At 62.2% G+C, this 26,810-nt stretch carries 19 protein-coding genes; 10 read left to right on the plus strand and 9 right to left on the minus strand.

The features are described 5' to 3' along the window. Positions 1-6: 6 nt before the first annotated feature. The 5 genes from B2828_RS12210 to B2828_RS12230 form a co-directional block, all read right to left on the minus strand. On the minus strand, positions 7-1,104 hold the full coding sequence (locus B2828_RS12210) for a PulJ/GspJ family protein (protein ID WP_479634026.1): 1,098 nt from the start codon (positions 1,102-1,104) through the stop codon (positions 7-9). A gap of 3 nt (positions 1,105-1,107) precedes the next feature. Continuing rightward, complete coding sequence (vccB, locus tag B2828_RS12215; RefSeq protein ID WP_479634027.1) at positions 1,108-1,569, minus strand: Verru_Chthon cassette protein B; 462 nt, start codon at positions 1,567-1,569, stop codon at positions 1,108-1,110. Next, entirely contained in the window at positions 1,566-2,405 is an 840-nt protein-coding gene (locus B2828_RS12220; protein ID WP_479634028.1) for a pilus assembly FimT family protein, read from the minus strand. The genes vccB and B2828_RS12220 overlap by 4 nt, the downstream gene beginning before the upstream one ends. Before the next feature lie 132 nt (positions 2,406-2,537). Continuing rightward, positions 2,538-2,948: a hypothetical protein gene (locus B2828_RS12225; protein ID WP_479634029.1), complete on the minus strand. Its 411-nt coding sequence runs from the start codon at positions 2,946-2,948 to the stop codon at positions 2,538-2,540. A gap of 61 nt (positions 2,949-3,009) precedes the next feature. Next, positions 3,010-4,170 carry a substrate-binding domain-containing protein gene (locus B2828_RS12230; RefSeq protein ID WP_479634030.1) on the minus strand — a complete coding sequence of 387 codons (1,161 nt, stop codon included), beginning with the start codon at positions 4,168-4,170 and terminating at the stop codon, positions 3,010-3,012. Positions 4,171-4,622: 452 nt separating this feature from the next. Between B2828_RS12230 and B2828_RS12235 the strand changes: the two genes are divergently transcribed. The 9 genes from B2828_RS12235 (at position 4,623) to B2828_RS12275 (ending at position 18,905) form a co-directional block, all read left to right on the plus strand. Continuing rightward, the gene (locus B2828_RS12235; protein WP_479634031.1) at positions 4,623-7,058 is read left to right on the plus strand and encodes an autotransporter-associated beta strand repeat-containing protein; all 2,436 of its coding nucleotides are present in this window, start codon (positions 4,623-4,625) and stop codon (positions 7,056-7,058) included. 81 nt (positions 7,059-7,139) lie between these two features. Further along, the gene (locus B2828_RS12240) at positions 7,140-7,715 is read left to right on the plus strand and encodes a hypothetical protein (RefSeq protein WP_479634032.1); all 576 of its coding nucleotides are present in this window, start codon (positions 7,140-7,142) and stop codon (positions 7,713-7,715) included. Between the two features lie 39 nt (positions 7,716-7,754). Continuing rightward, a complete protein-coding gene (locus tag B2828_RS12245; protein ID WP_479634033.1) occupies positions 7,755-9,470 on the plus strand; it encodes a glycoside hydrolase family 5 protein in 1,716 nt (571 codons plus the stop codon). 11 nt (positions 9,471-9,481) lie between these two features. After that, positions 9,482-11,140, plus strand: a complete 1,659-nt coding sequence (locus tag B2828_RS12250) for a glycoside hydrolase family 5 protein (RefSeq protein ID WP_479634034.1) — start codon at positions 9,482-9,484, stop codon at positions 11,138-11,140. 187 nt (positions 11,141-11,327) lie between these two features. Beyond that, positions 11,328-12,461 carry a sensor histidine kinase gene (locus tag B2828_RS12255; RefSeq protein ID WP_479634035.1) on the plus strand — a complete coding sequence of 378 codons (1,134 nt, stop codon included), beginning with the start codon at positions 11,328-11,330 and terminating at the stop codon, positions 12,459-12,461. Continuing rightward, positions 12,458-13,888: a class I SAM-dependent methyltransferase gene (locus B2828_RS12260; protein ID WP_479634036.1), complete on the plus strand. Its 1,431-nt coding sequence runs from the start codon at positions 12,458-12,460 to the stop codon at positions 13,886-13,888. The genes B2828_RS12255 and B2828_RS12260 overlap by 4 nt, the downstream gene beginning before the upstream one ends. Before the next feature lie 22 nt (positions 13,889-13,910). Beyond that, entirely contained in the window at positions 13,911-16,532 is a 2,622-nt protein-coding gene (locus B2828_RS12265; protein ID WP_479634037.1) for an ATP-binding protein, read from the plus strand. Next, positions 16,529-17,785, plus strand: coding sequence for a response regulator (locus B2828_RS12270; protein WP_479634038.1), 1,257 nt, complete (start codon positions 16,529-16,531; stop codon positions 17,783-17,785). The genes B2828_RS12265 and B2828_RS12270 overlap by 4 nt, the downstream gene beginning before the upstream one ends. A gap of 10 nt (positions 17,786-17,795) precedes the next feature. Then, the gene (locus B2828_RS12275; protein ID WP_479634039.1) at positions 17,796-18,905 is read left to right on the plus strand and encodes a PAS domain-containing protein; all 1,110 of its coding nucleotides are present in this window, start codon (positions 17,796-17,798) and stop codon (positions 18,903-18,905) included. Between the two features lie 233 nt (positions 18,906-19,138). On the opposite strand, the gene B2828_RS12280 is transcribed toward B2828_RS12275, so the two are convergent. The 4 genes from B2828_RS12280 to B2828_RS12295 form a co-directional block, all read right to left on the minus strand. After that, on the minus strand, positions 19,139-20,473 hold the full coding sequence (locus B2828_RS12280) for a carbohydrate porin (RefSeq protein ID WP_479634040.1): 1,335 nt from the start codon (positions 20,471-20,473) through the stop codon (positions 19,139-19,141). 64 nt (positions 20,474-20,537) lie between these two features. Further along, positions 20,538-21,485: a 1-phosphofructokinase gene (gene pfkB / locus B2828_RS12285; protein ID WP_479634041.1), complete on the minus strand. Its 948-nt coding sequence runs from the start codon at positions 21,483-21,485 to the stop codon at positions 20,538-20,540. A gap of 11 nt (positions 21,486-21,496) precedes the next feature. Beyond that, the gene (ptsP, locus tag B2828_RS12290) at positions 21,497-23,959 is read right to left on the minus strand and encodes a phosphoenolpyruvate--protein phosphotransferase (RefSeq protein ID WP_479634042.1); all 2,463 of its coding nucleotides are present in this window, start codon (positions 23,957-23,959) and stop codon (positions 21,497-21,499) included. Positions 23,960-23,972: 13 nt separating this feature from the next. Then, positions 23,973-25,775 (minus strand): PTS fructose-like transporter subunit IIB, encoded by a 1,803-nt coding sequence (locus tag B2828_RS12295; RefSeq protein ID WP_479634043.1) that lies wholly within the window; start codon positions 25,773-25,775, stop codon positions 23,973-23,975. A 226-nt stretch (positions 25,776-26,001) separates the two neighbouring features. Between B2828_RS12295 and B2828_RS12300 the strand changes: the two genes are divergently transcribed. Further along, entirely contained in the window at positions 26,002-26,769 is a 768-nt protein-coding gene (locus B2828_RS12300) for a DeoR/GlpR family DNA-binding transcription regulator (RefSeq protein WP_479634044.1), read from the plus strand. The last annotated feature ends 41 nt before the right edge of the window (positions 26,770-26,810 follow it).

Here is a 26,810-nt window from a genome sequence, read left to right on the forward strand (position 1 = left end):
GGGTGCTTAGAAATAAAAATACCGCTGGTAAATCCGGACGGCGGAGGCTGTGGAGGCGGGCAGCCCGGCCTTTTTGGCGAACGTGGTCTGGCTGACGACGCTTTGCCACGCGGCGCTCATGAGGACGGGGTTAGCGGGGTCGAAATCCGGCAGGAGCGTGGTGAGCTTGGCCAGGGCGGTTTTGTCGGCGACGATGCGGCTGCCGCCGTCGATCACGGCCAGGCCGACGATCACCGCGCTGATGTCCTGGATGCCCAGCGGGCCCCAGACGGCGCTCCCGGAGGTGGCCGCTTTGCAGATGTAGCCGACTTTGTTGGTCTCGTCGTACCAACGCGAGCCGATGCTATAGCCGCTGCCGGAGTCGTCCGTGGCCAGGGGAGCGGTGGTGGCGGTGTGGTAGGGGGCGATGACCGGGATGACCGAGAAGGTCCCGTCTTTCAAGAGCAGGCAGTACTCCATCCGGGCCACCTGGTCGCCCACGACGTCCCATTGCGGCACGGTGGCGGTGGCGGTGGAGGTGGGGTAGAGGTTGGACGAGTTGTTGTAGGTGTCGGCCAGCGGGGTGGCGAAGTTGACGGCGATGGTCGCGGGAAGGTAGCAGACGGCGGTGGAATCGCCCGAGCCGGGAGCGTAGTCAAACCAGTGGAGCCCCCGGCCCAGCCGCTCCAGCTCGACGCGAGCGCCGCCGCTGATCTTGTCGTTCATTCGGTAGCCGATGAGCGAAAGGGTGTTGCGGGCCGTGGAGCCGACGCCGTAGGGATCGCTTTCCGCGAAGTGCCCCGTGGCTTCGCTGAAGAAGTAGAAGGCGTCGTTGCCGCTCTGGCTTTGGAGCAGGAAGTTGATGTCGCCGCGGTGGGCCATGCCCTCGAAGTCGCGGGCCATGCGGTTAAAGACCAGCCGCGCCTGCGCGTCGGCATCCATGCGGCGCTCGGCTTGTTTGATGGTGCTGGTGGTGCTGCGGACCATTTGCGAAACAATGAGGGCCATCATCCCCAGGATCGTCATGACGATCAGCGTTTCCAGCAGGCTGAATGCGCCGTGCTTCGATACGGCTCGCCCGGAGCCACCCCGGAAGGCGGCCGTGATGGAAGGCGGGGGAATCATGGGTCAGTTGAGATCCAAAGCGAGAATACTTTCAGCCATGCCCACGTTATTGCCAGAGGCGCGCGCGGGCCATGTCACCACGACTTTTTGCATGGTAGGGCTTCCCGTCGAGCCGGAGACAGCCGAGACCGTTTTGACTTCCACGCGGTAGCGGGCATTGGGCAGCTTCTGCAAATCAGTGGTGTACTGGCCGCCGTCATCCACGTAGAGCGTCTTTCCAGTGGTGTCGGGGATGGTGATCTTAAAATAAGGGGAGGCGGTGCCGGTGGTGGAGACTTCGCGCAGATCGGCGGCGATGGCGCTGATGAGGCTGACGGCTCCGGTTTGCGAGGAGGCGTTTTGGGCGACGTTCAGGCCGACGGGGATGAGCCCCAAAATCGAGATCAGGCAGAACCCGGCGATGCCGATGGCCAGGGCCACTTCGACGAGCGAGAACCCGGAGGATTGGGAGGGAAAGCGTTTCATGGGCGATAGAGGGTTGCCAAGCCGGTGAGACCGTTGATGCCGATAGCCGCCACGTTGGTCCCCTGGTCGGGCTTGGTGCCGTGGGTGGCCTGGATGGCGATTTCTTTACAAGGGGCGACGCCCGGCTGCGGTCCGGCGTCGGAGGTGGCCTCGCCCTGTGGGTTGAACATCACGATGCCGCTGGGGACGGGTTGGCCGCCGGTGGCGGTGGGGGCGGGCCGGATGCCGAAGGTGTACTGTGCGGTGCCGCCCAGTGGGTATTGGAATTGAAAAAGGAGCGGGCTGCTCGCGGGGCTCAGGCCGACGCGGTCTTTGGCGGCGATGGCCGCTCCGGGCCGCTTGGCGAAGGTGGGGGTGACCGCCGTGGGGGTGCAGACGTGCACGTTTTCAATTTTGACCAGCTTGCCGATTTGCACAAGCCGCGAGGCCGTCAGCGTCTGGACCGCCGGGGTGGCGGTGCCGGTGGTCTCTGCCGCGGCTTCGCTAAAGATGGAGGTGCCGTCGCGCGAGGCCACCACCGAGATGATCAGCCGCCCGACGCCGGAGGTTGCGGGCGAGGTGCTGGTCTTCGAGCTGTCTTCCTCGAAGATCCCGACCCAGGTGTAGGTGTGGTTGGCCACCGCGTAGCCCCGGGCCAGCTCCAGTACGTTGGCGATTTGATACCCGGCGTTGGTGATGTTGGCCGTCCGGTTGCGCGTGAGCGCGGAGATCGAGAGGCCCATGAGCACGACGAAGATGGCAATCACGGCCATCAGTTCCAACAGGCTGAAGCCACGCACGTTGTGGCGGGAGGAGTCCTGATGCGCTCTCGATGAAATGGGGGGGAGGATGGGCATCTTGGTTAATTCAACTTAACTTGATACCTGGATAATGCAATGGAGGTGCGTGCTATGCAAGCACTTTATTTTTTTGTAAAGCATATTGCCGATTTGCCCTGATAAATGCGCTGGCGCGGTGCTATAGCAATTCTATTCTGATGGCCAATTCGAGAGAATTGGAGGGGGGTTCCGGTGCCAGAATGAGCCGGAATGCTTGATCGTCTTTCCGTCGTGATTGCGAAAGCGCAGCGTCCCGACGCGAACGGCCCGGAGGCCCGGGGCGGGGAGGATGGCCAGCGTGAGGCCGCCCGCCGCGACGGTGGCCTGGCCCTCGGCGATGGAAAAGGGGTGGGGGCTGATCAGCGCGGTCTCAAAGGCGTCGGCGCGGCTTAGGTTAAAAGTGTCTGCAATTACCAGACACCCTGCCGATTTATCGAACTCGAAGCGGGCCAACGAGCCCAACGGCGGGAGGAGCGGACTCCCGGGGTGCCCGGCCAGGATGGCTGTGGTTTGATCGGTCTCCAGGCCGCTGTTCAGAAAGGGGATAAGGACGGGGTTCATGGAACGCAGGCACGGAAACCGGGCGATCCGGTTTCCGTACTAGACTAAAATGGGGAGGCGCTTAGCTCGCCAGGATCGCCTGAGGAAACTCGGGGGTGTGGCCGTTTTCGTCAACCGTAATGTCGATATCCGGAAGCTGGCTGCGCAGTTCGTCGTTGATCTTTTCGCGGCCGCCGCACGTGGAGCGCACGAGCATGATGGGGCGCGGATTTTCCGGCGACTGGCAGGTCTCCCCCTGCGCCAGAGAGAGCGCGCTTTTGAGGAGCCAGGTGCCGATGTGGTCGAAATTCTGGTGGATCGTGCTCAGGGGCGGGTCGCTGTAGCGGCTGCCTTCCGTGTCGTTGTAGCCGATGATCGTGTAATCTTCCGGCGCGCTCAGGCCCAGCTTATGCATGGCCGTCATGAAGCGCAGCGCATGCTCGTCGTCGTAGCTGATGATGGCGAGATCGCCCTGGTAGCCCTTCCAGCGCTCCGCGAGCTGATCCATCGCCTGCGCCCCGGGGGCGACGAGCCCGCAAAGGCTGACGAGGTTCTCCCGCGAAGTGAAGCAGGCATAGGCGCTCAGGCGCTTTTGCAGCAGGACGTCGCTGGCGGAATCGGGCCCGATGAGGGCGATCCGCTGGTGCCCCAGCAGGCTGAAATAGTTGCAGAGGCTCTCAATGGCCTCGCTCGTGCTCGTGCCGAAGGTGTCCGGGCGGGTAAAGCAATTGCGCTCCAGGCCCGGGATGAGCATGGCGATGCTCACCGGAAGCGGGCAGCGCTGGACGAAATCGCGCACTTCCTCGGTCTTTTCATGCGGGAACCATGGCAGCGTGAGGGCCACGCAGCCGTCTTTTTGAAATTGCTGCGCCTGGGCGAGCGCTTCGTCGGAGAAATCGCGAACCCATCCCGACTTGAGGTCCACGCCCTGTTCCTGGCCCGCCTGGGCCACGGCCTGGATGACGCGGAAGGCGTAGGCGTTGCTTTCATTGCCCACCAGCATTCCGACCGCCTTGCCGCCCCTGCCTGCCGGGAGCGCCTCGGCGGTCCTGGCGACAAACGTGCCGCTGCCCACGCGGCGAACGATGCTGCCGTCGTCGACCATCTGCTTGAGCGCCTTCCGCACCGTGAGGAAATTACAGTTATAGCTTTCCGCCATATCCCGTTCGGCAGGAAGCTTGGCTCCCACGGGGAGGGTTTGCACCAATCGCCGGATCTCGGCTTCGACTCGCTGGTGTTTCAATTGGGTGCGAGCAATTTTCATTGGATGTGGAGGGTTCAAAACAGGTAATAGCAGTCCGCTTGAGAGGACAATATAGCAATCGCGTCACTTTTGTCAGCATAAAACTATAAAAAATGTTCAACAATGTGAAAAAATTGCCGACATTTCTCTTCAGTTACCTCTGTTGATGCTGGATTTTGCTGCTTCCCTGGTCGCGGCCCAGAAGGGAGCGGTTGCTTTGTTGTGCTAAAGCAATCTGGCTAAGATCAAGGGAATCAGGAGCTTTTGGAGGCGAAATAGGGCAAAATCATGGATTGATGCGCTCTGGAAAGGCATTGATCGAAATAAAAAATAAAGTCCTTGCATAGCTATATGGCTTGCGGTAGATAGGGGGCAGCTCACAGAGCGCCTGGTCGTTCTGCTCACCCTGTTGCAAACCCCGATTAATAGAGCACTTTCCTCTTAACCCCATTATGAAAACCTCCTCCCCTCTTCAGCACAAATCCACCGCCTCTGTGCGCGGCCATATTCTGGTTCTGTCTTCGCTGCTATTTGCCTGTCAGGCCGTTCATGCGGCCTCGGTTACATGGAATAGCACGGTAACGAGCGGCAGTTGGGATTCGACGGCTAACTGGTTTACAACCACAGTCCCGACCGTTTCTTCCACGGCGTATTTTCTCAATACCGCAAGCGCCGCGACGATCACTCTGAGCGGATCTTCCGCAGCGCAGGGGGTAGTGGTGAACAACACCTCCGCGACTGCGTTTTCTTCCGGGACGTTGACCTTGGGGAGCGGAGGGCTGACGGTTAGCAGCGGTGCGGGAGCCGTGACGCTGGGGTCGACGATTGCGCTTGCTTCGTCCCAAACGTGGACCAGCGGCACCTCCGTGGTATACAATGCCGTGACGACGGGATCGAACCTGGGGGCCGTTACATTGACCTTCTCGGGCGGCGCTTATTCCGCCCAGTACAACACCACCTCTTATTTCTCCGAGGGAAGCGGCTCCTCCCTCTCTATTTTAGTGGACGGAGGGTCTTCCATAACCAGCACCAAGACGGGCGTGAATGTATTCAGTGGAGGGCTGTGGGTTAAGAATGGTTCGATCTCCTTCTATAACGGCAGTTTTGGCTCGGGCACGATTACCCTGGGCGACACCTCGACTTCCTCGGGAACGGCGTCAATCGCCGTTAACAACACCACCACCATTGCCAACAACATCGTGGTGCAGGGTGGGGGAACTTCAATCATCCGGGAGGGGGATTCGAGCGGTACCCACGTTCAGACCTACACTGGCACGATCACTTTGAATAACACCGCCGCACTTCAGCTTCAGGGGCCATCAACCAGCTCCGGGAGTATTGTCTTCAGCGGCCCGATCGTTGGCTCCGGTGGCCTTGCCGTCAATGTCCGGTTGAATGCCACGCTTTCTGGCATCAACACCTTTTCTGGCGGAGTAAGCGTTACCTCCGGTTTGCTGAACATCGGCAGCGCCTGGGCCTTGGGTTCGGGGACGTTGACCCTGAACAGCGGCTCCATCGACAACAAGACCGGCTCCTCCTTGACGCTAGCCACCGACAACGTCCAGGCATGGAATGGCGGCTTCACGTTTGTGGGTACCAACGATTTGAATCTGGGCACCGGGGCGGTCTCCCTCGGTTCCGCATCAAGGACGGTTACCGTTACTGCCAATACGCTGGCCGTGGGCGGGGCGATCTCCGGTGGGGCTGCTAGCGCGGGCTTGACGAAGTCCGGCGCGGGCACGCTGCTCCTGGCCGGGGCCAATACCTACACCGGTGTCACCACCATCAACACCGGCACCTTGCAATTAGGCAATGGCTCCACCGGTTCGCTGACCAGCGGCACGGTTTCAGTGGCCTCGGGAGCGGCCTTTGTGCTCAACCAAGGAGACGGCGGAAGCTATGCCGGTACGGTTTCCAATAACGGCACGGTTTATGCCGCTTCAGCCAAGAGGAACACCTTTGCGGGAGTGGTTGCGGGTGCTGGCGCTTTCAATCAAGTCGGCTCGGGAACGACCATCCTTACCGCCGCCAACACCTACACCGGGGCGACCACCATTTCCGCCGGTGAACTCGACGTCAACGGCTCCACCCACGCATCGAGCGCGGTCAGCATTCTCTCGGGCGGCGCTCTGGGCGGCACGGGCACGGTCAACGGCACCGTGACCGGCGTTGACGCCACCGTCAAGGGCTCCGGCCTGAAGATCGCGGGAGCGGCCTCCTTCAGCGGCAACAGCACGCTGAGCGGCACCAACACCTTTTCCGCTGGCGTGACGGCCTCCTCCGGCATCCTTTCGGTTACAGGCCTGACCACCACCAACAATTCAGCCTTGTCAGTATCCGCCGCGGCCACCTTGGTCAACAGCGGCACCGTCAAGGGCGATGTGGACGTGCTGGGAACCTACCGGGGGTCCGGCACGGTCAACGGCGCGTTGACGATTGAAAGCGGGGCCACCTTCACGGTAGGCGCTAGCACCGTCAGCAGCCTGAGCGTGAAATCCGGAGCGCTGGTCTCCCTCACGCTGGATTCCCTCGCATCCTATAATCACATCACCGCTACCAACTCCGTGACCCTCAGCGGCGGAACCCTCGACTTGACGCTGGGAACCACGCTCGGCACCTACGTTCTGATTGATAACGAGGGAGCTTCCTTGATTTCCGGGACCTTCGGAACGGTAACGCTGGGCGGTTCGACAGTGACCATCGCCGACAGCACCAGCACCTCCACCACCTTTACCTACGGCAGCCTGATCTACGAACTCAACTACACGGGCGGCACCGGGAACGACCTTACGTTGACCGTCGTGCCCGAGCCGGGAACCTGGGCTATGGTCCTCTCCGGGTTCGGCTGCCTGGTCGGCCTGCAACACCTGCGCCGTAAGAACGCATAGAGCTATATTCACGCTACTTCCATTGAGAGCAAGGCGGGCCCGGGAGCCGGCTTCCGGGTCCGCCAATCCATTTCCTTATTTATGAAACTCCCCCAGATTCCTTCGATCCTTGCCGCGTTGGCCTGTTTATCCCTCGTTGCCGGTCCGGCGAAGGCGCAGACCGTCGGCTCCGCCTTGATCCCCAATAGCGACTTCTCCGCCGACTCCAAGGGCGCGGGCTGGCCCGATGGCTGGGGCAGGGGAGAGGGCATCACCTGGGAGACCGAAAGCGGCACCCAGTTCCTGCGGCTCGCCTCCCAGCGGCCCGGGCAGATGCTCATGCTCTACCGCGAGATCCCCGTCACTGCCGACGTCAAGGCCGCCGAGCTGACCGTTCGTTATCGCTCCGCCGGGATCAAGAAAGGCGAGAAGCCGTGGTTCGACGCCCGCGTCATCGTCAACTTCATGGACGCCGAACGCAAGGCGGTGAAGCCCGACGCCAGCCCGCTGGTATTAAAGCCCGAAGTCGCCGACTGGACCACCGTGACCAAGCGCTTCCTCCTGCCCGAGGGGACGCGTAAGATCAAGTTCATGCCCTCGCTCTTCCAGGTGGCGGAAGGCCGCGTCGATTTTGCCGAAATCAAGCTGGTCGTCATCGATCCCTCGTCCGTTCAGTAAGCTTGCCCTGTGCCCCATCCCGCTTTTGCTCCACTTGCTATGATAATCCCCCATATCCCTTCCTCTCGCCGCGTTCTGGCCGCGCTGGCCTGCATTTCGCTCTTGGCGAGCCCGGCGCTCCTGCGCGCGCAGAACTCCACCGACACCGCCCCCGGCGGCGTAGGGGCCACGCTCTCGGGCGCGACGCCCACGCCACCCCCCGCTCCGGTGGTCCTCGCCGAAGGGCGCGCGCTCATCGCCAATAGCGACTTCTCCAAAGACTCCAAGAACGTCGGCTGGCCCGACGGCTGGGGCAAAGCCTCCGGAATCACCTGGAAGGAGGAAAACGGCCAGCACTTCCTGCGCCTGGTCTCCCAGAAGCCCGGACAGATGCTCATGGCCTACCGCGAAGTCCCCATCCCCGCTGGAGTCCGGGCTGTGGAACTGGCCATCCGCTACCGCACCGCCGGGATCAAGAAGGGCGAAAAACCGTGGTTCGACGCCCGCACCATCATCCACGCCCTCGACTCCCAGCGCAAATCCATCCAGCCCGACCCGGGAACGCTCGGCTTCAACCCCAAAGCGACCGAATGGACCACCGCCGTAAAGCGCTTCCTCATCCCCCCGGGAACGGATAAAATCCAGCTCATGCCCGCCCTCTTCCAAGTGGCCGAGGGGAGCATCGACTTTGCCGAGATCCGCATGGTAGCGCTCGACTCGCAGGACGCCAGTTCCCTGGCCGCCGACGTCGCCGCCGCCGCGAAAAAGAAGGCCGACCAGCAAGCCGTCGTCGAGCGCGAACTGCCCAAACCGGCCAAAGCCGTCGAGCTGAAAGTCTCCGGCAACCAGATCCTCGACCCGGACGGCAAACCGGTCTGGCTCCAGGGCGTTAACATCGACAGCCTTGAATGGAACGCCGCGGGCGATGCCAATATCCTCTATTCCTCCTGGGTGGCGCTGACCGACTGGAACGCCAACGTCCTGCGCGTCCCCGTCAACGACGACATCTGGTTCGGACGCGGCAAGAACGGCATCCCGAACAAAGCCGAGGATTACCAGCTCCTGGTGGATAAAATCATCAAGCTCGCCGCGGGCCGTGGCGCCCACGTCATCCTCGATCTGCACCGCTTCCTGGCCCCCACCGACGCGAACCTCGCCTTCTGGGCCGACGCCGCCAACCGTTATAAGAACAACCCTGCGGTCATCTTCGAGCTGTTCAACGAACCGCACGACATCTCCTGGGAACTCTGGAAAAACGGCGGCATGGTCGAGGAAAAAAACAAAGCCCCGTGGCACACCCCCGGCATGCAGGCGCTCCTGGATACCATTCGCCAGACAGGAGCCCGGAACATCGTGCTCGTCGGCGGCCTGGCCTACTCCTTCGACCTCACCGGCATCGCCAACGGCTACGAACTCGACGACCGAGGCGGCAACGGCCTCATCTACGGCGCGCATTTCTACAACTGGCATAAGGACTGGCAGAAACACTTCCTCTTCCTTGCCGAGAAGCACCCGATCCTCGTGGGCGAATGCGGCGCTGACATTAAGAAGATGAACTTCATCCCGCTCGACCTCCAGGAAGACCCGTACACCTGGGTGCCCGATGCCCTCGGCATGATCCAGAAATACAAGCTCCACTGGACGGCCTTCTCCTTCCACACCCGCTCCACGCCGGTCCTCCTGGCCGACTGGGACTACACGCCCTCGCCCTTCTGGGGTGCGTTCGCCAAGGACGCCCTCAACGGCAAGCAGTTCGGCATCAAGCGCATGCGCTAGCCCCTGTTCCCATGAACCACTTCCTCCCTTCCTTGCCGGGCCGTTGGTTAACGGCGGCCCTCTCCCTTGCCCTGGCGTTTGCAGCCCTCCCGCTGCGGGCGCAGACCCCGGCGAACCTAGTCATCAATGGCGACTTCGCCCAGGTCTCCCCGCAGGACCCCGTGTGGGCCGCCGGTTGGGACAAAGATAACCCGGGCCTCGTCACCCGGGAGCAGGAGGAGGGCAAGCCCTTCGCCCGCCTGGTTTCCCAGCAGCCCGATGAACTCGTGCGCATCATCCAGTCCATCCCCGTGGGGCCCGAGCTCAAGGGCCTCGACTTCACCGCACAGTTCCGCGCCAACGGCGTGAAATTTGGCAAGTCCTTCCAAAACGACGCCCGGGCTCGTTTCAGCTTCCTCAACGAACAAGGCCAGCCGGTAAAGCCCTCGCCCAGCGACGCCATCTTCGATTCCCACGCCAAGACCTGGACCGGCATCGACCGGCACTTCCTCGTCCCGGAAGGAGCCTCCCGCCTCCTCGTAACCCTCTGCCTTAACCGGGCCGCCTCCGGCACCCTCGACGTCACCCAAGTCCAGCTCACGCCCATGAGCGAGGCCGACGTCACCGCGCTCGTCATGGCCCCCGTCCTTGCCGCGCAAAAGAAAGCCGAGGACGAGGCCGAGGTGCAGCGGATGCTCGGCCTGCCGCCCAAAACCGAAGAACTCAAGGTCTCCGGCAACCGGCTCGTCACCGCCAAAGGGACGCGCGTCTGGCTCCAAGGCGTCAACGTCCCCAGCCTGGAATGGTCCGCCAAGGGCGAGAACATCCTGCAATCCATGAAAGTCTCCCTTGTCGACTGGAAGGCCAACGCCGTGCGCCTGCCGGTGCACCCCGGCTTCTGGTTCGGGCAGGGCAAGCCGCCGCAATCCACCGCCAACGACGCCGAAGCCTACCGCAAAATCGTCGACGACGCCGTGGCCATGGCCGCCGGGCAGGGAGCCTACCTCATCCTCGATCTGCACCGCTTTGGCGCGCCGCAGGACCTCGACGCCGAGTTCTGGAAAGACGCGGCGCTCCGGTACAAGAACAACCCGGCCGTCCTCTTCGATATTTTCAACGAACCGGGCGGCCTCGCCTGGGACATCTGGCGCAACGGCGGCGAAATCAAGAACAAGCCGAAGAAAGGCGAGGAACAGCGCCTCCTCTTTGTCTCCTGCGGCATGCAGGGCCTCGTCAACCTCGTGCGCGAAGCCGGAGCCCACAACATCATCATCGCAGGCGGCGTCGGCAGCGCCTACTCCCTTGAAGGCATCCTCCAGGGCTTCGCCCTCGACGACAAAGGCGGCAACGGCATCATGTACGCCACGCATTTCTACAACTGGCACGGCAACTGGCAGAAACACTTCCTCGCCCTCGTCGACAAATACCCGATCTTCGTCGGCGAAACCGGCGCGGACATCAAAAAAATGCCCTTCGTCGCCGCCAACAAACAAGAAGACCCGTACACCTGGGTCCCCGACGCCCTCGGCATGATCCAGAAGTATCAGCTCAACTGGACCGCCTTCTGCCTCCACCCCAAGAGCACCCCCATTCTCATCAAGAACTGGAACTACGAGCCGACCCCATTTTGGGGCGACTTCGTCAAGCGCGCCCTCGCCGGGGAGCACTTCGAGTCCAAAAAGCTCCGGTAAAGCACGTACTAAAGACCATTTATTGGCACGAGCTGTACGAAAAATAGGTGAATCTCGCCTCGGAGTGGGATAAACCCTTGTCAAATCGCGGTTCTCCCGCAAAATTGGCGGGCCCAATGCGAAAAGGATGTTCGAATAGCTTACTCAGAGGAGGGTAGGGTATCTCGACTCCTGCTAAGGGTCCTGAATGATCGACCTAACCCATACCCGGTTCCAGACCGCCTCCAAACCAAGGCTGCTGCTCATCGAAGATGAGCACTCCGTTGTGGAGTCGCTGTCTCTTTTGCTGAAGGCGGATTACGACGTCTCCTCCGAGTCCACCGTGGCCGGGGGGATCAGCCAGTTCCAGCAAATGAACCCGGCCCTGGTCATCCTCGATCTGCGACTGCCCGACGGCAACGGCCTCGAAGTCCTGCGGGAAATCCGCCGCGGCGACCTGCAAACCCCCGTCATCGTCCTTACCGGCTACTCCTCCATGCGCACCGCCGAAGAAGCCCTCCGGCTCGGCGCCTCCGACTACCTTCACAAACCCTTCGACGGCTTCTCCCTGAAAGGCCGCATCGAGGAACTCCTCCAGGCCCACGGCGCAGGCAAATCCAGAGAGCGCCAAGTCCAGCGCAAGCTCGACAAAGCCCAGCGCCAGATCGCCGCCTTGAAGCTCAAGGCCGACGCCGCCGACATCTTTTTGCACGACGCCGCCAGCCCCGTCATCACCGTCCTCACCGCCGTCCACTACCTTTGTGACCTCGTCGAGACCCGGCATGGCTCCGACAAAGACGCCAAGGCCATGGCCGACCTCCTCATGAACTCCGTCGGGTTCATCTCCTCCCTTTTCGAGCAGAACAGCTACATCGAAAGCCTTGGCCGCCTGCCCTCCTCCGAGATCGAGCTCCACAAAGTGGCCCACCTCGCCCTCTCCCTGGCCAAGCAAAAAGCCGAGACACACGAAATCGCCGTCGGCCTGCACCTCCAGAACCCCGAGGCCACCATCGCCGTCAACCGGTTTGCGCTCGCCCGGGTGCTCCTGAACCTCCTTCACAACGCCATCGAGGCAGTTCCAGCCGAAACAGGCCGGGTCACACTAAAGGTCGCCGCCGTAGATGGTTTTGCAGAATTTTCCGTCATCGACAATGGCCCCGGCATCCCCGAAACCCTCCGCGAACGGATCTTCGACTGCCGCTTTTCCACCAAGACCGACGGGTCCGGTTTAGGATTATATATCTCGAAACACTTGATGTCCGGCATGGGGGGCGATATCACACTCCATAGTGAGCTCGGGCATGGCAGCCGCTTTTCCATTAAAATACCCCTTCTTCTATGACTGATTCGATCCAGACGACGACTGAGAACGATAGTATTATTGTTTGTGAAAATAGTCAGGGTACCCCTGTCCGGGGCACGCTGTTGCGGATGACCCGCTACAGCGTCAGCTTCGAGGTGTACAACCCTTACAGCATCCTCCAGCTATCAGAGGTGCTGAGCGACTTCCGCATCCTGGTCAGCGGCAAGATCCTGTATTCAGGCCGCGCGATCGTTAGCAACATGGTCAACACGGGCATCGTGCTCGTTTGCGAGGCCATCCTGGATGAGGAAAACTGGCTTGAAATCGACTTCCTCTCCCCCTCGGGGCAGGTAGAGCGCCTGGCCGACGACTTCCAGCGCCTCCTGGGCGAATGGGAAAAAGTCGAGCAGATCACGCCCAAGCTCAAAGTCATCGTATCCGACATGCAGACCCTGCTCTCGGATATGCGCCGCTGGCTTGAGCAGGTCGAGCTCGCCGTCCGCTCCTCGCCGCCGCCCGACCGGACCAAGATCGAGCTGAGCATCATCGAGAAGCTCAACGCACTCATCATGCCCGTCACCCAGGATCTTTTCGAGCGCTTCGAATCCATCGCCGACGGCGTCAAAGAGGAAGTCGTAGCCGTTCACCGCGCCTACGCCCGCCGCCAGCTCCACCCGCTCATCCAGTGCTCCCCGATCCTTCACCGGACCTACCACAAGCCGCTGGGCTACGCCGGAGACTACGAAATGGTGAACATGATCCTGCGCAACCCGATCGAGGGAGCCTCGCTCTTTGCCAAAATGCTCAACTGCCACTTCGCCGGACTGCCCACCGCCGAAGCGCACCGCAACCGCGTCAAATACCTCACCTCGCTGCTCAGCCAGGAGACCCGGCGGCGGGCCAAGCAGGGCCTGGGCACCCGCATCTTTAACCTCGGCTGCGGCCCCGCCATGGAAGTCCAGCGCTTCCTCGCCTACGACGACATCAGCGACCGCGCCGACCTGGCGCTGCTCGACTTCAACGACGAGACCCTCCAGCAAACCGAGCGCATCCTCACCGACATCAAGATGAAACACAGCCGCACCACCCGGCTCCACCTCATCAAGCGTTCCGTCCACCAAATCCTCAAAGAAGGAGCGCGCATCGGCGAGACCGACACCGGCACCCAGTACGACCTGGTCTACTGCGCGGGCCTCTTTGACTACCTCTCCGACCGGATCTGCGCGCGCCTGCTGGAAATCTTCTACGACATGCTCGCCCCCGGCGGGACGCTCGTAGCCACCAACGTCGAAGCCTCCAACCCGAACCGGATGATCATGGAGTACCTCATGGACTGGCACCTCATCTACCGCGATGCCGCGCAGTTTGAAACACTGATCCCGCAATCGGCCGCCGGAGCAGAGTCCCACGTTCGGGCCGACGAAACCGGGTTCAATATCTTCTTGGAAATCAAGAAGCCCCTCTAGGCGGAAGCCCGATTCGCTCCGCATGGATATTGCTCAAGAGCAGGAAATCAGAGCCGCGTTCCTCGAATACAACCGCGATTTGCGCATCGCGTGTTCGAAGATCGCCTACCTGCTCGTCGTGATTTTCATGCCCGTGGGAGCGTCGCTGGACTACTTCATCTACCCGGAGGAGTTCGGCTTCTTTCTCACCCTGCGGCTCGCCTGCTCCGCCCTGGCCCTGGTGCTCTGGGGCGTCAACACCTCGCCCTTCGGTCGGCGGCACTACCAGATCATCGGCATGGGGTGGTTCATGCTCCCCATCCTCTTCATGTGCCTGATGATCTACTATACGGAGGGAGCGCGCTCTCCGTATTACGCCGGGCTCAACCTGGTCTTGATCGCGGGTACCTTCGTGGCGCTGGCGGATTTCTGGGAATGCCTCGTGGCCGTCGGCCTCACCGTCCTGAGCTACCTCGCCGCCTGCGTCGCCCACGGCGGGGGGACCGCCGCCGAGTATTTCAATAACTTCTACTTCATCGCGCTCACCGGCGTCGTGGCCGTCAGCGGCAGCTTCCTGATCTACCGCCTGCGCTACCGGGAGTATTCAGTGCGGGCCGAGCTCGACATCAACCGCCGCCAGCTTCAGGAAAACAACGCCAAACTGGTAGAGCTCGACCGCGCAAAATCGACCTTCTTTGCCAACGTCAGCCACGAACTGCGCACCCCGCTCACCCTCTTACTCGGCCCGCTGGAGCGGCTTCGCAACACCCCCAGCGACTCCCATGAATCCGTCGAGATGCTCGACATCATGTACAACAACTCGATGCGGCTCCTGCGCCTCATCAACGACCTGCTCGACTTAGTCCGGCTCGATTCCGGGACCATCCGGGTGAAGCGCAAAGAGACCGACTTAGTCCCGTTCATGGAAGGGATCGTCAATTCCGTCGCCCCGATGGCCAAGCAGCGCAACCTCAATTTCCAGGGCCACCTGGACGCGGAGCCCGGCACCAATGTCTACATCGACCGGGACAAAGTGGAGAAAATCATCCTCAATCTTCTCTTCAACTCCTTCAAATTCACCGCCGAAAACGGCAGCGTCTCCCTGCGCATCTCCATGCAGGGTAAAATGCTCAAAGCCGTCGTCACCGACACCGGCAAGGGCATTGCCTGCGATGAACTGTCCCGTATTTTCGACCGTTTCTGGCAAGCCGAAGCCGCCGCCACCCGCCGCTACCAGGGCGTGGGCATCGGCCTCGCGCTCGTGAAAGAAATGACCGAAGCCCACGGCGGCCGGGTCGACGTAGAGAGCGAACTAGGCAAAGGGACCGCCTTTACCGTCCTCGTCGACGCCGAGGGGAAACCGGAACCCGAAGTGGACAGCGTGCCCGATATTCCCAGAGCCTCCGAACCGGCCGGAGAGGAGCCGGAATGGATGGATGAGCTCTACCGGCGGGCCGAGCTTTTCCCCTCGCACATCGCAGGCATCAACGAGCCCGCCGCCTTGGTGGACAACCCAGACTCAAGCAAACCGCGCATCCTGATCGCCGACGACGAGCCCGAGATGCGCCGCTTCCTCCACTCCCAGCTCAGAGAGATCTACTCCGTCCACGAAGCCCGCAACGGCAGCGAGGCCCTGGAAATGGCTCGGGCCTTGGATTTTTCGCTCATCCTGCTCGACCTAATGATGCCCGGCATCGACGGCATCACCCTAACCCGCCAACTGCGCGAAGAGCCCCGGACCGCGTCTGTGCCAATTATCATCCTGACTGCGCGCGCCGACGAAGGCTCAAAAATGCAGGCCCTCGAAGCAGGCGTCACCGATTTCCTCACCAAGCCCTTCGTCTCAAGCGAACTCATGGTGCGCTGCCACAACCTCTATCAGCAACGCCAATTACAGGAGAACCTGCTGCGCAAATCCGCCGAACTCGAAGAAACCCTCATCCAGCTCAAAGCCACCGAATCCCAGATGGTACACCAGGCGAAAATGGCCTCCATGGGGCAGCTGAGCAGCGGGCTCATGCACGAGATCAACAACCCGCTCAACTTCGCCAACACCGCCTCATTCCTCCTCCAGAAGCGCCTACTGAACATCCCCGAGGAATACACCGAACCACTCAAAGCCCCCCTTGCCGACTTACAGGCAGGCATCCGCCGCGTAGCCGACATCATCTCCAGCCTGCGCTCCTTCCTGCACCCCGACACCAGCAACTTCAGCCAAGTCTCCCTGCTGGAAATCGTGCAAACCTCCATCCGCTTCGTCCAGATCCCCGCGGGCGAAATCTCCCTTGAGGTGAATATTCCGCAAGACCTGACCGTATGGGGCAACCGCAACCAGCTTATCCACTTAATGATCAACCTGCTTCAAAACGCCGCCGACAGCCTGCGCGATAAAGGAGCCCCGGAAAAGAAAATCAAAATTGAAGCAGGCTTGCAAAACGGCCGGATTCTGATGACATGTGAAGACAATGGCAAAGGAATCAATGCATCGGACAAAGAAAAAATCTTCGATGCCTTCTTCACGACGAAACCAGTGGGCTCTGGCATGGGGCTGGGCCTGAACATCAGCTACCGGATCGTCCAGAACCATAAGGGCGAGCTAAACGTAGAGAGCCAGGAAAATGAATTTTGCAGATTTCTCGTAACCCTCAATCCAAAGAAACCATGAATTCCAACTTCGAATACCGCAAATTCGCCATCATGTACGTGGACGATGAAGCGCAAACCATCTCGAACTTCAAGGCGTACTTCTCAGACACATTCGACGTGGTAGTCGCGAGCAGCGGCGAAGAGGCATGGCAGCTCTTTTCCGCGAACCAAGACCGCTTCGCCGTCGTCATGACTGACCAGCGGATGCCCAGCAGCTCCGGCGTGGAACTGCTCGAAAAAGTCCGTGCCGCTCGTCCCCGCGTCATCCGCATCCTGGCCACCGCCTACTCGGACCTCGATGCCGCCATCGCCGCCGTCAACGAAGGAGCCATCTACAAATACGTCCCGAAACCGTGGGACCCGCCCATTCTGGAAATGCTCCTCAAGCGCGCCATGGAGTTCTTCCTCGTGCAGCGCGAGCTCGATTCCCTGATGCGCGAGAAAATGGCCGCCATGCAGCGCCTAATGATGACCGACCGGCTCCTGAGCCTCGGCATTTTCGCCGCCGGCCTCAACCACCACATCCGCAACTCGCTGACCGCGATCAAGACCTTCCTCGACCTGGCCCCCTTCCAGCTCCAGCAAGAGAACGTCAACATCGAGCAACTGCGTAACCCGAACTACTGGCGCGACTTCTACGAGACCGTCCAGTCCCAGATGGGCAAAATCGTCACCCTGCTGGGCGACATCAACGAAATCCCCGAGCCCGCCGGAGTCTCACTTGGTGACACCGTCGTCGTGGACGATGTGATCGTCAACGCCAGCGAGACCAACCGCGGCGCATTCATCGCCAAGGGCATCAAGCTCGACTTTGTTTCCGGGAAAGTCCCCGCCATCTGCGGCAACCGCGCCCTGCTCGACAAAGGCCTCAACCTCCTGCTCGCCGACGAACTGGCCAACGTCCCCGAAGGCGGCAAGATCACCGTCAAAACCAGCCTGGCCAAGGACGCCACCGGGGAAGACGGCATCAAAATCGAAGTCGTCGACAACGGCCCGGGCCTTTCCGCCGACAACGTCAACTGCATCTTCGATCCCTTCTTCGTCCGGCGCGACAACCCGGCCGAATACGGGCTCAACCTCCTCACCTGCTTCTTCATCGTCTACCATCACAGCGGCTCGATGTCCGTGAGCCAGAGCGCGGAAGGAGGAGCGCACTTCGAAATCTTCCTGCCCTTCCAGCCCAACCGGCAGAACCCGAAGCAAGCCCAGGCCTACCTGGACCGTATCTTCGAACTAGAGAAAGCCTGGGAGAAGATGCTTGTCGGGTACTGATCGGCCGCAAATGATCCGCTCGCACGGCGTGGGCGGGCACCTCATGCAACGCCCGGAGATCACGAATATGTCGGATGAGCGCCTCCAAGAGTGGCTCGGGAGCCTCCCGGCCGCCGCATATACCTGCGACTGCGAAGGGCGGATCACCGCCTTCAACAGTCGCGCCTTGGAGCTGTGGGGAAGCACCCCGCAGCTCAAGAGCGAGGCCCACCGCTATTTCGGCCCCTGCGAAGTGCTCTTCGAGAACGGCGCGGTGCTCACCCCGGAGGAGGGCTTCATGGCCCGCGTCCTCCGGTCCGGCAACGACTGCGCCGAGTGCGAGATCACCTTCCGGAAAGCCGGAGGCGAGATGGTGCATGCACTTGTCAACGCCAGCCCGCTGCGGGACGGCATGGGCCAGGTCGAGGGCGGCATCGGCATCGTTTTCGACATGGGCAAGCAGCATGCGACCCGCGTCCGGCTGGAGGAAGAGATCGACGTTTGCCGGAAGACGGAAAGCTTGATCCACGAATCCAACGACAAGCACGATCACCTCCTCATGCACTTCCTCCACGAGGACATCGCGCAGCAGCTTACCGGCATCGCACTCCTGGGCGGCATCTTGCAGAAAAACCTGACCCTGGAGGCCCACCCACTTTCCGTCAAGGCGGCGGAACTCTCCAGGCTCACCTCAGAGTGCATGATCACGGCCTCAAGCCTGGCAAAAGGCGTTTACCCGCTGGATATCGAAGTCGGCGGGCTCATCACAGCCCTCGAAGCGCTAGCCTTGCGGACCGAGTCGCACCTAAAAATTTCTTGCCGGGTAGAGAGCGACAGCGGCTTCCATTTCGTGGAGCAGGACGCCATCCACATCTACCGGATCGTCGAAATCGGCATCCTGCGGGCCGTCCAGAACTTTGGCTCCAAGCGGGTCGTCGTGGCCTGCCTCGGCTCCGGGGACGGTTCCCGGATCGAGATCTCCCATTGCTTAACGGGCCAGAAGCGCATCCCGTGGTCCAACTCCTGGGTGGGGATCAACCTCCTCAATTCGCGCGCCCGGCTCATCGGCGCCTCCATCGAACTGCTGGAAGAGCCCGGCAAATGCAGTTCGCTGGTCTGCCGCCTGCGGGAAAACTGCTGAAGCGCTTTCCCGCGCTCAAATCCGATCCCCACGGCGGTCGGCATCGCCCCCGCCACCCTGGTCCGGCGGGTCGTTGTCCTGATGTTCCTGGTTTCCCTCGTGGCCGGGCTGCTCCTGCGCGGGCGCGGTACCGAGGCGGAGTCCAAATAACCCTGCTTAAAAAAACAGCCGCCCCATGGCAAGAAACGGCTTGCCACGGGGACGGCGATGCATGCTGCCTGTCTGTCTACTAACTAAAAGGTCACGCCGATCTGGGCTCCGAGCACCACGGCATTCTGGATGCGGTGGGCTCCCGCCGGGTTCATGACGAGCTGAACGTCCGGCTGGATATAGGCGAACTTCGTCAGCGCGATTCGGTGGCCCGTTTCGAGGATCGCCTCGTATTGAGGCCACCCGCCGCCCGTTGCCGCGACGCTCTCGGCATAGACGCTGCTATAGCGCCCGTAGGAAGCGTGCAGCATCGTGTGGTCGTCATCGCGGCCGGGGATGAGGCCCTTATAGTTGAACCCCAGCGTGGCCTGCCACGGCATGATGGAAATTTCCTTTTGCGGATAAAGGCACCCTGCGGTAAAGACCGTCAGGCCTTGATCGCTGCCGGGGCCCTCCTGGTAGACCATCTGGTCGGCGTGGGCGTAGACGCCGTAGGAGTTGGTGCCTTTTTCCGTCGCGGAGTTGAACTTCGGGTACTCATAGGAGGAGTACGATGCGCCTACCCAGTAGTGGCCGGGGAGGCCTTTCATCTCGGCCGGTTTCCCCTCGCCGGTGCCGGTGCCGGGGACGGCCTGTTTGTTGAACTCCGGGGTCCAGCCGACCTGGCCGATCACAAACGCGCTGTCGCTGCTGGTGATGTCCCAGTTCACGCCGTTCAAGCGCGGGTTAAAGAGGCGGTCGCCGCCCTGGAATACGCCGAGTTGCGCGTAGGTTTCGTCGGTCGGCTTTACTTTGATGCTGGTCGCCCAGGTCGAGTAGGGGTAGGCGGAGAACTGCGTATCAAATAACACCGCACGGATGTCGCCGTTGAGCGCGTTGTTGAGCGAATAGCCGTAGAGCGGCGAGCAGTTGAAGTCGTCGCTGGCGCTGAAACGGCCCAGCTTGAAGGTTACTTTGCCGTCGGCGATTTTCTGCTCCAGGAAAACACCGTAGAGGAATACATTCTGGCCGCCGTAGCACTGTTGGGCGTCGAAGCGGCTCCCGATGTAGTTGTTGGTCAGGCTCAGGCCGTCGCGGTTGATGCCGCTCACGGTGAATTTGCCGCCACTCCAGCCGACGAGTTTTTCGAGGTCCAGGTTGACGCCGAAATACCAGTCGTCAACGTAGGTTGCGCCCCGGCGCATCCCGCCGCTGACAACCCCCGCAGGGATGCTCGTGTAGTAGCCGAAGAACTGGACGCCGTCGGCTTCGAGGCGGTCGCGCAGACCGCCCCAGTTTCCAGTGGCGTACTTGCCATTGAGCCATTCATCCCAGCCGTTGGGAGTGGTGCTTGCCGTTGCGGTGGCAGGATCGGCACAGGCCATGACGCCCGAAAGGGCGAGGGCGCCGGCAATCGTGGATGCAATGCGTGATTTCATGGGGGAGTGTTGTGATGATGGGGGTTGTTGATCGATGGGTTGTGATTGTTGGGAAGGTGCGGGCTTAGGAAAGTCTGATTTGCCGCCGGGTGTTGGCGACGGCGGCGGAAAAATCGGCGCAGGGCTTGAGCTGGCGGGTGAGGGCCTGGACGGAAAATGCCGTGCCAAGCTCGGCGCAGGCGTCCAGCGGAAGGCCCTGAAGCTGCGCGGAAATGATGCCCGCCACCATGGCGTCTCCCGCGCCGACGGTGCTGCGGACTTCGATGTCTGGCGGCCGGGCGACGACGGCGTCGTCTTTCGTCACAAAGCAGGCGCCTTTTTTGCCCATGGAGACGACGACCATTTCGATGCCGCTCTCCACGAGCGTCCGTCCGGCCTTGATGACTGCGGCTTCGTCGGGCAGCGAAATGCCGAGCAGCGCTTCCAGTTCGTGGATGTTCGGCTTGATGATCGTGGGCGCGGCCTCCAGGGCCAGCCGCAGCGGTTCGTCACTGGTGTCCACGAGGACCTTGCGCCCGAGTTCCTTCAGGAAGCTGATGATGTCCCGGTAAATGGAGGGCCTCACTTCTGGGGGAACGCTGCCGCCCAGGACGAACCAGGGGGCTTTGAGCGCTTCCATTTTGATGCAAAGCGTCTGGATGTCGCCGGGCTCGGGGGCGATGCCGGGGAAGTTGATGTCGGTAGTGGAGGAGTCCTCCGGGTCGGTGATCTTGATGCCGATGCGGGTCTCGCCTTCGATGCGTACGAAGCGGTCGGTGATTTTCTTGGAGGCGAAGAGGCGCTCGAAAATCGTGGCATTCTCGCGGCCCAGGAAGCCGGTCACGGCCACGTTGCTGCCAGCGTCGGCCAGGGACGCCGCGACGTTGACTCCTTTGCCGCCCGCTGTGTTGCAGACGGACTCAACGCGGTTGACGGCCCCGGGTTTGAACCCGGAGATGGAGACGGTGCGGTCGATCGCGGGGTTGAGCGTGACGGTGACGGCGTCGAAGGAGAGAGGTGCGGTGGTGGACATATTCGATAAGACTAAGGGATAATAAGATCGCGAACTTCCGCTGCGGATTGGCAACTGAGCGCCTTGGCGGCAATCGTCCGGGCCTGGGCCAGGGAGATCTTGCGCAGCCGGGCTTTGATGGCGGCGACACTCGGCAGGCTCATGCTTAGCTCGGTGACGCCGAGGCCCGCCAGGATGATCGCGCCGCGCGGATCGCCCGCGATGCCGCCGCATACGCCGACCCATTTCCCGGCGGCGGCCGCGGCGCGCGTGGTCATTTCGATCATCCTCAGTACCGCCGGGTGGAGCGCATCGACCTGCTTGGTCAGCACGGGGTGCATGCGGTCCATGGCGTAGACGTACTGCGCCAGGTCGTTGGTGCCGATGGAGAAAAAGTCGGCTTCGCGGGCCAGCTCCGGGGCCATTAGCGCCGCCGAGGGGACCTCAACCATGATGCCGATCTCCACCGGAGCGACGCCCAGCTCCTTGCGAACCCGCTCCGCGGTGGCCTTTGCCTCGCGCAGCTCCTCCAGCGTGGCGACCATCGGGAACATGATCTTGATGGGGCCGGTCGCCGAGGCGCGGTAGATGGCGCGCAGCTGAGGGATGAAAAGCTCCGGCTGGCGCAGGCAGAGGCGGATGCCGCGCGTGCCGAGGAACGGGTTGTCCTCGTGCGGCAGCGAGAGGTAGGGGACGGCTTTGTCACCGCCGATATCCAGGGTGCGGATGATGAGCGGCAGGCCGTTGAGCGCGGAGGTCATGGCGCTGTAGGACTCGAACTGCTCCTCCTCGGTCGGCGGGGTGTCGCGCGAGAGGAAGAGGAACTCCGTTCGCATGAGCCCCACGCCTTCCGCTCCGGCTTCCACGGCCAGGGCGGCCTCGGAGGGCTTGCTGATGTTGGCGACGACTTCGATGCGGTGATCGTCGGTCAGGATAGCCGGTTGGTAGCGGGTCTGGTACTCGACGTCGCGGCGGTGTTGCAGGTCGATCTGGAAATTCTCCGCCGAACGCAGGTCGGCTTCGCTGGGCGCTACGTAGAGGCTGCCCGCGCTGCCGTCCAGGATGCAGAGGACGCCGTCGGTCTGCTCCAGCAAGGCCGGACCGGCGCCGACCATTGCGGGCAGATCGAGCGAGCGGGCGATGATGGCCGTGTGCGAGGTCGCCCCGCCCAGGGCCGTGCAGAGGCCCAGGATGCGCTTGGGGTCGAGCCGGGCGGTGTGCGAGGGCGTTAGGTCCTCGGCGACCAGGATGACGGGGTGATCCGGCAGGGTGATGGCGCCCTGCTCGGAGGGAGCCAGGATGCGCAGCACGCGTTGGCCCACGTCGTGAAGATCGACGGCGCGACCAGAGAGGCGCTCGTTGCTAACCTGGGCGACCTCGGCCACCCGCTGGTTGATGACTTGCTGCCAGCTCCAGGCGGCCCCATGGCCTACTTCAATCAGCTCCAGGACGGCGTTGAGGAGATCGGGGTCTGTGAGAAATGCCTGGTGGGCGCGGAAAATCGCGGCCTCTTGTTTGCCGCAACGGTCTTTGACCGCGTCGTAAATATCGGAGAGCTGATCGTGGGCGGTTTGTAGCGCGCTGCGGATATCGGTCTCGGCGGCCTCCTGGGTTTGCAACGTATCTTCCACGATGATCCGGCTGGTCTGGAGATGGAAGAGCGGCCCGATGGCGATGCCCGGCGAGGCGGAGATGCCGCTCACGCGCGGGCTCAGCTCGGAGGCCGGGCTCCACATGACCTCGTCGACGTGGGTCTTGACTTCCTCGGTCTCGCCGAGCCCGTTTTCCACGGCGGTTTTGAGCGCCGCGAGCGCGGCTTCGGCGTCCGCGCCGCTGGCGATGATGCGCAGCGTTGAGCCGCCGTCGATGCCGAGTTTCAGCAGCGAGGCCATCGACTTGCCGTTGGCCGTCTTGCCGTTGAACTCCACCCGGATCTCGGACTGGAACTGGGCCGCTTCGTCAACAAACACCGTCGCGGGCCGGGCGTGCAAGCCCGCGCCGGGCAGCAGGGAGACGTCCACGCTCACCGCGCCTGCGAGTTGCTCCGGCTGGGCGCTTTCCCCGGCGGGGTGGCGGCGTAGCGCGGCGATGATAATCTGCGGGTCCTCGGCCTCGGCCAGGCGGCGGGAAAGCTCGGGGTTGTCCAGCACGTCCGTGAGCGCGGCGAGGACGCCCAGGTGCTCGTCGGAGCGGGCGGCGATCCCGACTACGAGGCGCACGACCTGGTTGGAGTTCCACACGACGCCGTCGCGCACCTGCACGATGGCGATGGCCGTGTGGTGGATGAGTTCCCGGTCGGCCTGCATTCCGTGGGGGATCGCGATGCCGTTGCCGAGAAACGTATTGGCCTGCTTCTCGCGGCCCAGCATGCTCTCGATGTAGCCGGGCGCGATGGCTCCGCTCTTGACGAGGAGCTTGCCCACCTCGCGAATGGCTTCTTCCTTGGTGGTGGCGCGGGACCGTAGCGCGATGTCCTTGGGCGTAAGCTGGATCATAATGAAATGTGCGTTAGTGGTTGGGGGTGGCAGCGGCGGCGGCTGGGACTGCTGCGGGAACATCGGTGTTCACCGGTTTTTTCAAGACAAAGAGGGCGGCGGTCGTGAGGAGCGTTCCGGCCACGACGGAGACGAGAAAGGGGATGAGTGGCGTGACGGCTCCAGGGATCAGCGCGGCAAAGATGCCACCGTGCGGGACGAGGAATTGCACGCCAGCCGACATCGAGATGGCCCCCGCCAGGGCGGAGCCGATCATGGTCGCGGGGATCACCCGGAAGGGGTCCTTGGCGGCGAAGGGAATGGCCCCTTCCGTGATGAAGGAGAGGCCGAGCACCAGGGCCGGGCCGCCCGCTTCGCGTTCTTCGGTGTCGAAGCGGTTTTTAAACAGGAACACGGCGAGCGCCAGGCCGAGCGGCGGCGTCATTCCGGCGGCGATGACTGCGGCCATGGGCGTGTAGACTTTGCTGGCGAGCAGGCCGACGGCGAAGGTGTAGGCGGCTTTGTTAACGGGCCCGCCCATGTCAAAGGCCATCATCGAGCCGAGGATAATCCCGAGGAGTACCGCATTGGCGCCGCGCATGGTGTTGAGCCAGTGGGTCATGGTGTCGAGCACCACCTGGACGGGCGGGGCGATGACGTAAATCATGAGCAGCCCCACGATGATCGTCGATAGGAAGGGCAAAATCAGCACCGGCTTGAGCCCCTCCAGCGTCGAAGGCAGCTTGATTTTATTGGCCAGGAAAAGGGTCAGGTACCCAGCGAGGAAGCCGGAAACAATGCCGCCGAGGAACCCCGCGCCGAGATTCTGGGCGAGCATGCCGCCGACGAGCCCCGGGGCGATGCCTGGCCGGTCGGCGATCGAGAAGGCGATGAACGCGGAGAGCACAGCGACGAAGAGATGGAAGGCCGTGCCGCCGCCGATCATGGAAAGCGCCGCGCCGAGTGTCCCCTTGGCTTCCCCGGCATAGATGCCGCCGATGGCGAAGGCGAGCGCGATGGCGAGTCCCCCCGCGATGACCACGGGAAGCATGTAGGAGACCCCCGTCATGAGGTGCTTGTAGGGGCCGGTGCGCGAGCGGGAGCGTTCCGCCTTGGCGGCCTCGACCGCCTCGACGAGGTTCGTGCCCGCGGCGGGAATCGGCAGGGCGAGCGCGGCTTTGATGACTTCCTGCCCGTTGCGCATGGCCTCGCTGGTGGAGGTCATGTAGAGCCGCTTGCCGGTGAAGCGCGAGGCGTCGACCTTGGTATCAGCGGCGATCACCACCGCGTCGGCTGCCGCGATTTCCTCGGGTGTCAGCCCGTTCTTGGCGCCGACCGAGCCCTGGGTTTCAATCTTGATCTGGTAGCCGAGGGCGCGGGCGGCTTTGTTGAGGGCCTCGGCGGCCATGAAGGTGTGGGCGATGCCGGTGGGGCATGAGGTAATGCCGACGAGCTTTTTCACTTCCTGCGCGGCCGGTTCCGGCTTGGCCGGGGCCACGGGAGCCGGGGTCGGTTGCGGAGCGGGTTCGGCAGGCAGCTTGGCCAGCGCCGTGGTGATGACTGCCTTGGTGTTGCGGATGGCTTCGCTCGTGGCAACCTGGTAGATCGGCTTTCCGGCAAAGCGCGCGGTGTCGATGTTGATATCCGTGGCGAGGATAATCACATCGGCTTCGGCGATCTCGCGTTCGGAGAGGGGATTCTTGGTGCCAATGGAACCCTGGGTCTCGACTTTGATCCAATGGCCCATCACTTCGGCTGCCTTTTTGAGGGCTTCCGCAGCGAGAAGAGTGTGTGCAATGCCGGTCGGGCAGGAGGTAATAGCGATGATGCGTTTCATACCAGAGGGGGGAGGTGAACGAGTGAAAAAGTTTTCGGATATTCGGTTCCGAAGATGATCGAAAGTTAACAAAATGCTCCGGAAAATCAATAAATTTCTTTCATATACTTTCGAAAACTTTCGTTATGGAAGAAAATACCTTGCCTAAGCTTTCGAAGTATGCTCTCTTTAGAAATAGATTCCCCCTTCCATGAACGAAACCTTCAAAGATTCGTCGAAAGCTCCTATGATCCTGGAACGTCGCGGGCAGATTGCCGAGATGGTGCGTCGTAACGGGTCCGTCCGCGTTGGCGAACTGGCCGAGCGCTTCCATGTCTCGGAGGTTACCATCCGGCTCGACCTGGTTGCGCTCGAAAAAGAGGGCGAGCTGATGCGGGACCGGGGCGGCGCCATCGCGCAGCGGTTGCTGGTGCCGGTGCAGTCGCTCATGGGGATGGAACTTCGCAGCCAGCTTAACAACGACTCCAAAAAGCGGATCGGCCAGGCCGCGGCGCAATTCGTCCAGCCCGGCGATACGATCATACTCGATGCCGGGACAACCGTGGTCGAAATGGTGCCCTTCCTCGCCGGGATTGAGCGCCTGACGGTCGTTACCAACGCGCTCAACGTGGCCCTTGCGCTCAACGAAAAGACCACCGCCAAGGTACTGCTCCTGGGCGGAAACTTGAGCCGTGAATCGTGCAGCACCCTGGGGCCCATCGGCGAGCGCACGCTGGCGGACATGGTAGTTCAGAAGACCTTCCTCGGGGCGCAGGCGCTCGACATGCGCCACGGGATCACCGACAGCACGCCGGAGATCGCGCAGAGCAAGCGGGCGATGATCCACGCCGCGCGGAAAGTCGTACTGTTGGTCGACTCCAGCAAATGGGGCCGGGGCGCATTCATCAAAGTTGCCCCCGTCGGGGCCGTGCACACACTCATTAGCGATGCTGGCCTGCCCGGCGAAGCGCGCACTTCGCTGGAGCAAAGCGGCGTCGAGCTGATCATGGCGTAAACGGGGTGGTTGTTTGGGAAACGAAAAACCCGTGCCGGCTG

This window comes from Spartobacteria bacterium UBA695 (assembly GCA_002298145.1).
In the GTDB taxonomy this organism is placed as follows: Bacteria; Verrucomicrobiota; Verrucomicrobiia; order Chthoniobacterales; family Chthoniobacteraceae; genus UBA695.

What these genes read in the sequence shown, in the direction of transcription:
- B2828_RS12275 (WP_479634039.1), top strand. Translation starts at nt 17,796, where the DNA reads ATGATCCGCTCGCACGGCGTGGGCGGGCACCTCATGCAACGCCCGGAG.
- B2828_RS12265 (WP_479634037.1), top strand. Translation starts at nt 13,911, where the DNA reads ATGGATATTGCTCAAGAGCAGGAAATCAGAGCCGCGTTCCTCGAATAC.
- B2828_RS12225 (WP_479634029.1), bottom strand. Translation starts at nt 2,948, where the DNA reads ATGAACCCCGTCCTTATCCCCTTTCTGAACAGCGGCCTGGAGACCGAT.
- B2828_RS12260 (WP_479634036.1), top strand. Translation starts at nt 12,458, where the DNA reads ATGACTGATTCGATCCAGACGACGACTGAGAACGATAGTATTATTGTT.
- ptsP (WP_479634042.1), bottom strand. Translation starts at nt 23,959, where the DNA reads ATGATCCAGCTTACGCCCAAGGACATCGCGCTACGGTCCCGCGCCACC.
- B2828_RS12235 (WP_479634031.1), top strand. Translation starts at nt 4,623, where the DNA reads ATGAAAACCTCCTCCCCTCTTCAGCACAAATCCACCGCCTCTGTGCGC.
- B2828_RS12255 (WP_479634035.1), top strand. Translation starts at nt 11,328, where the DNA reads ATGATCGACCTAACCCATACCCGGTTCCAGACCGCCTCCAAACCAAGG.
- B2828_RS12300 (WP_479634044.1), top strand. Translation starts at nt 26,002, where the DNA reads ATGATCCTGGAACGTCGCGGGCAGATTGCCGAGATGGTGCGTCGTAAC.
- B2828_RS12280 (WP_479634040.1), bottom strand. Translation starts at nt 20,473, where the DNA reads ATGAAATCACGCATTGCATCCACGATTGCCGGCGCCCTCGCCCTTTCG.
- B2828_RS12210 (WP_479634026.1), bottom strand. Translation starts at nt 1,104, where the DNA reads ATGATTCCCCCGCCTTCCATCACGGCCGCCTTCCGGGGTGGCTCCGGG.
- B2828_RS12250 (WP_479634034.1), top strand. Translation starts at nt 9,482, where the DNA reads ATGAACCACTTCCTCCCTTCCTTGCCGGGCCGTTGGTTAACGGCGGCC.
- B2828_RS12220 (WP_479634028.1), bottom strand. Translation starts at nt 2,405, where the DNA reads ATGCCCATCCTCCCCCCCATTTCATCGAGAGCGCATCAGGACTCCTCC.
- B2828_RS12295 (WP_479634043.1), bottom strand. Translation starts at nt 25,775, where the DNA reads ATGAAACGCATCATCGCTATTACCTCCTGCCCGACCGGCATTGCACAC.
- B2828_RS12245 (WP_479634033.1), top strand. Translation starts at nt 7,755, where the DNA reads ATGATAATCCCCCATATCCCTTCCTCTCGCCGCGTTCTGGCCGCGCTG.
- B2828_RS12240 (WP_479634032.1), top strand. Translation starts at nt 7,140, where the DNA reads ATGAAACTCCCCCAGATTCCTTCGATCCTTGCCGCGTTGGCCTGTTTA.
- pfkB (WP_479634041.1), bottom strand. Translation starts at nt 21,485, where the DNA reads ATGTCCACCACCGCACCTCTCTCCTTCGACGCCGTCACCGTCACGCTC.
- vccB (WP_479634027.1), bottom strand. Translation starts at nt 1,569, where the DNA reads ATGAAACGCTTTCCCTCCCAATCCTCCGGGTTCTCGCTCGTCGAAGTG.
- B2828_RS12270 (WP_479634038.1), top strand. Translation starts at nt 16,529, where the DNA reads ATGAATTCCAACTTCGAATACCGCAAATTCGCCATCATGTACGTGGAC.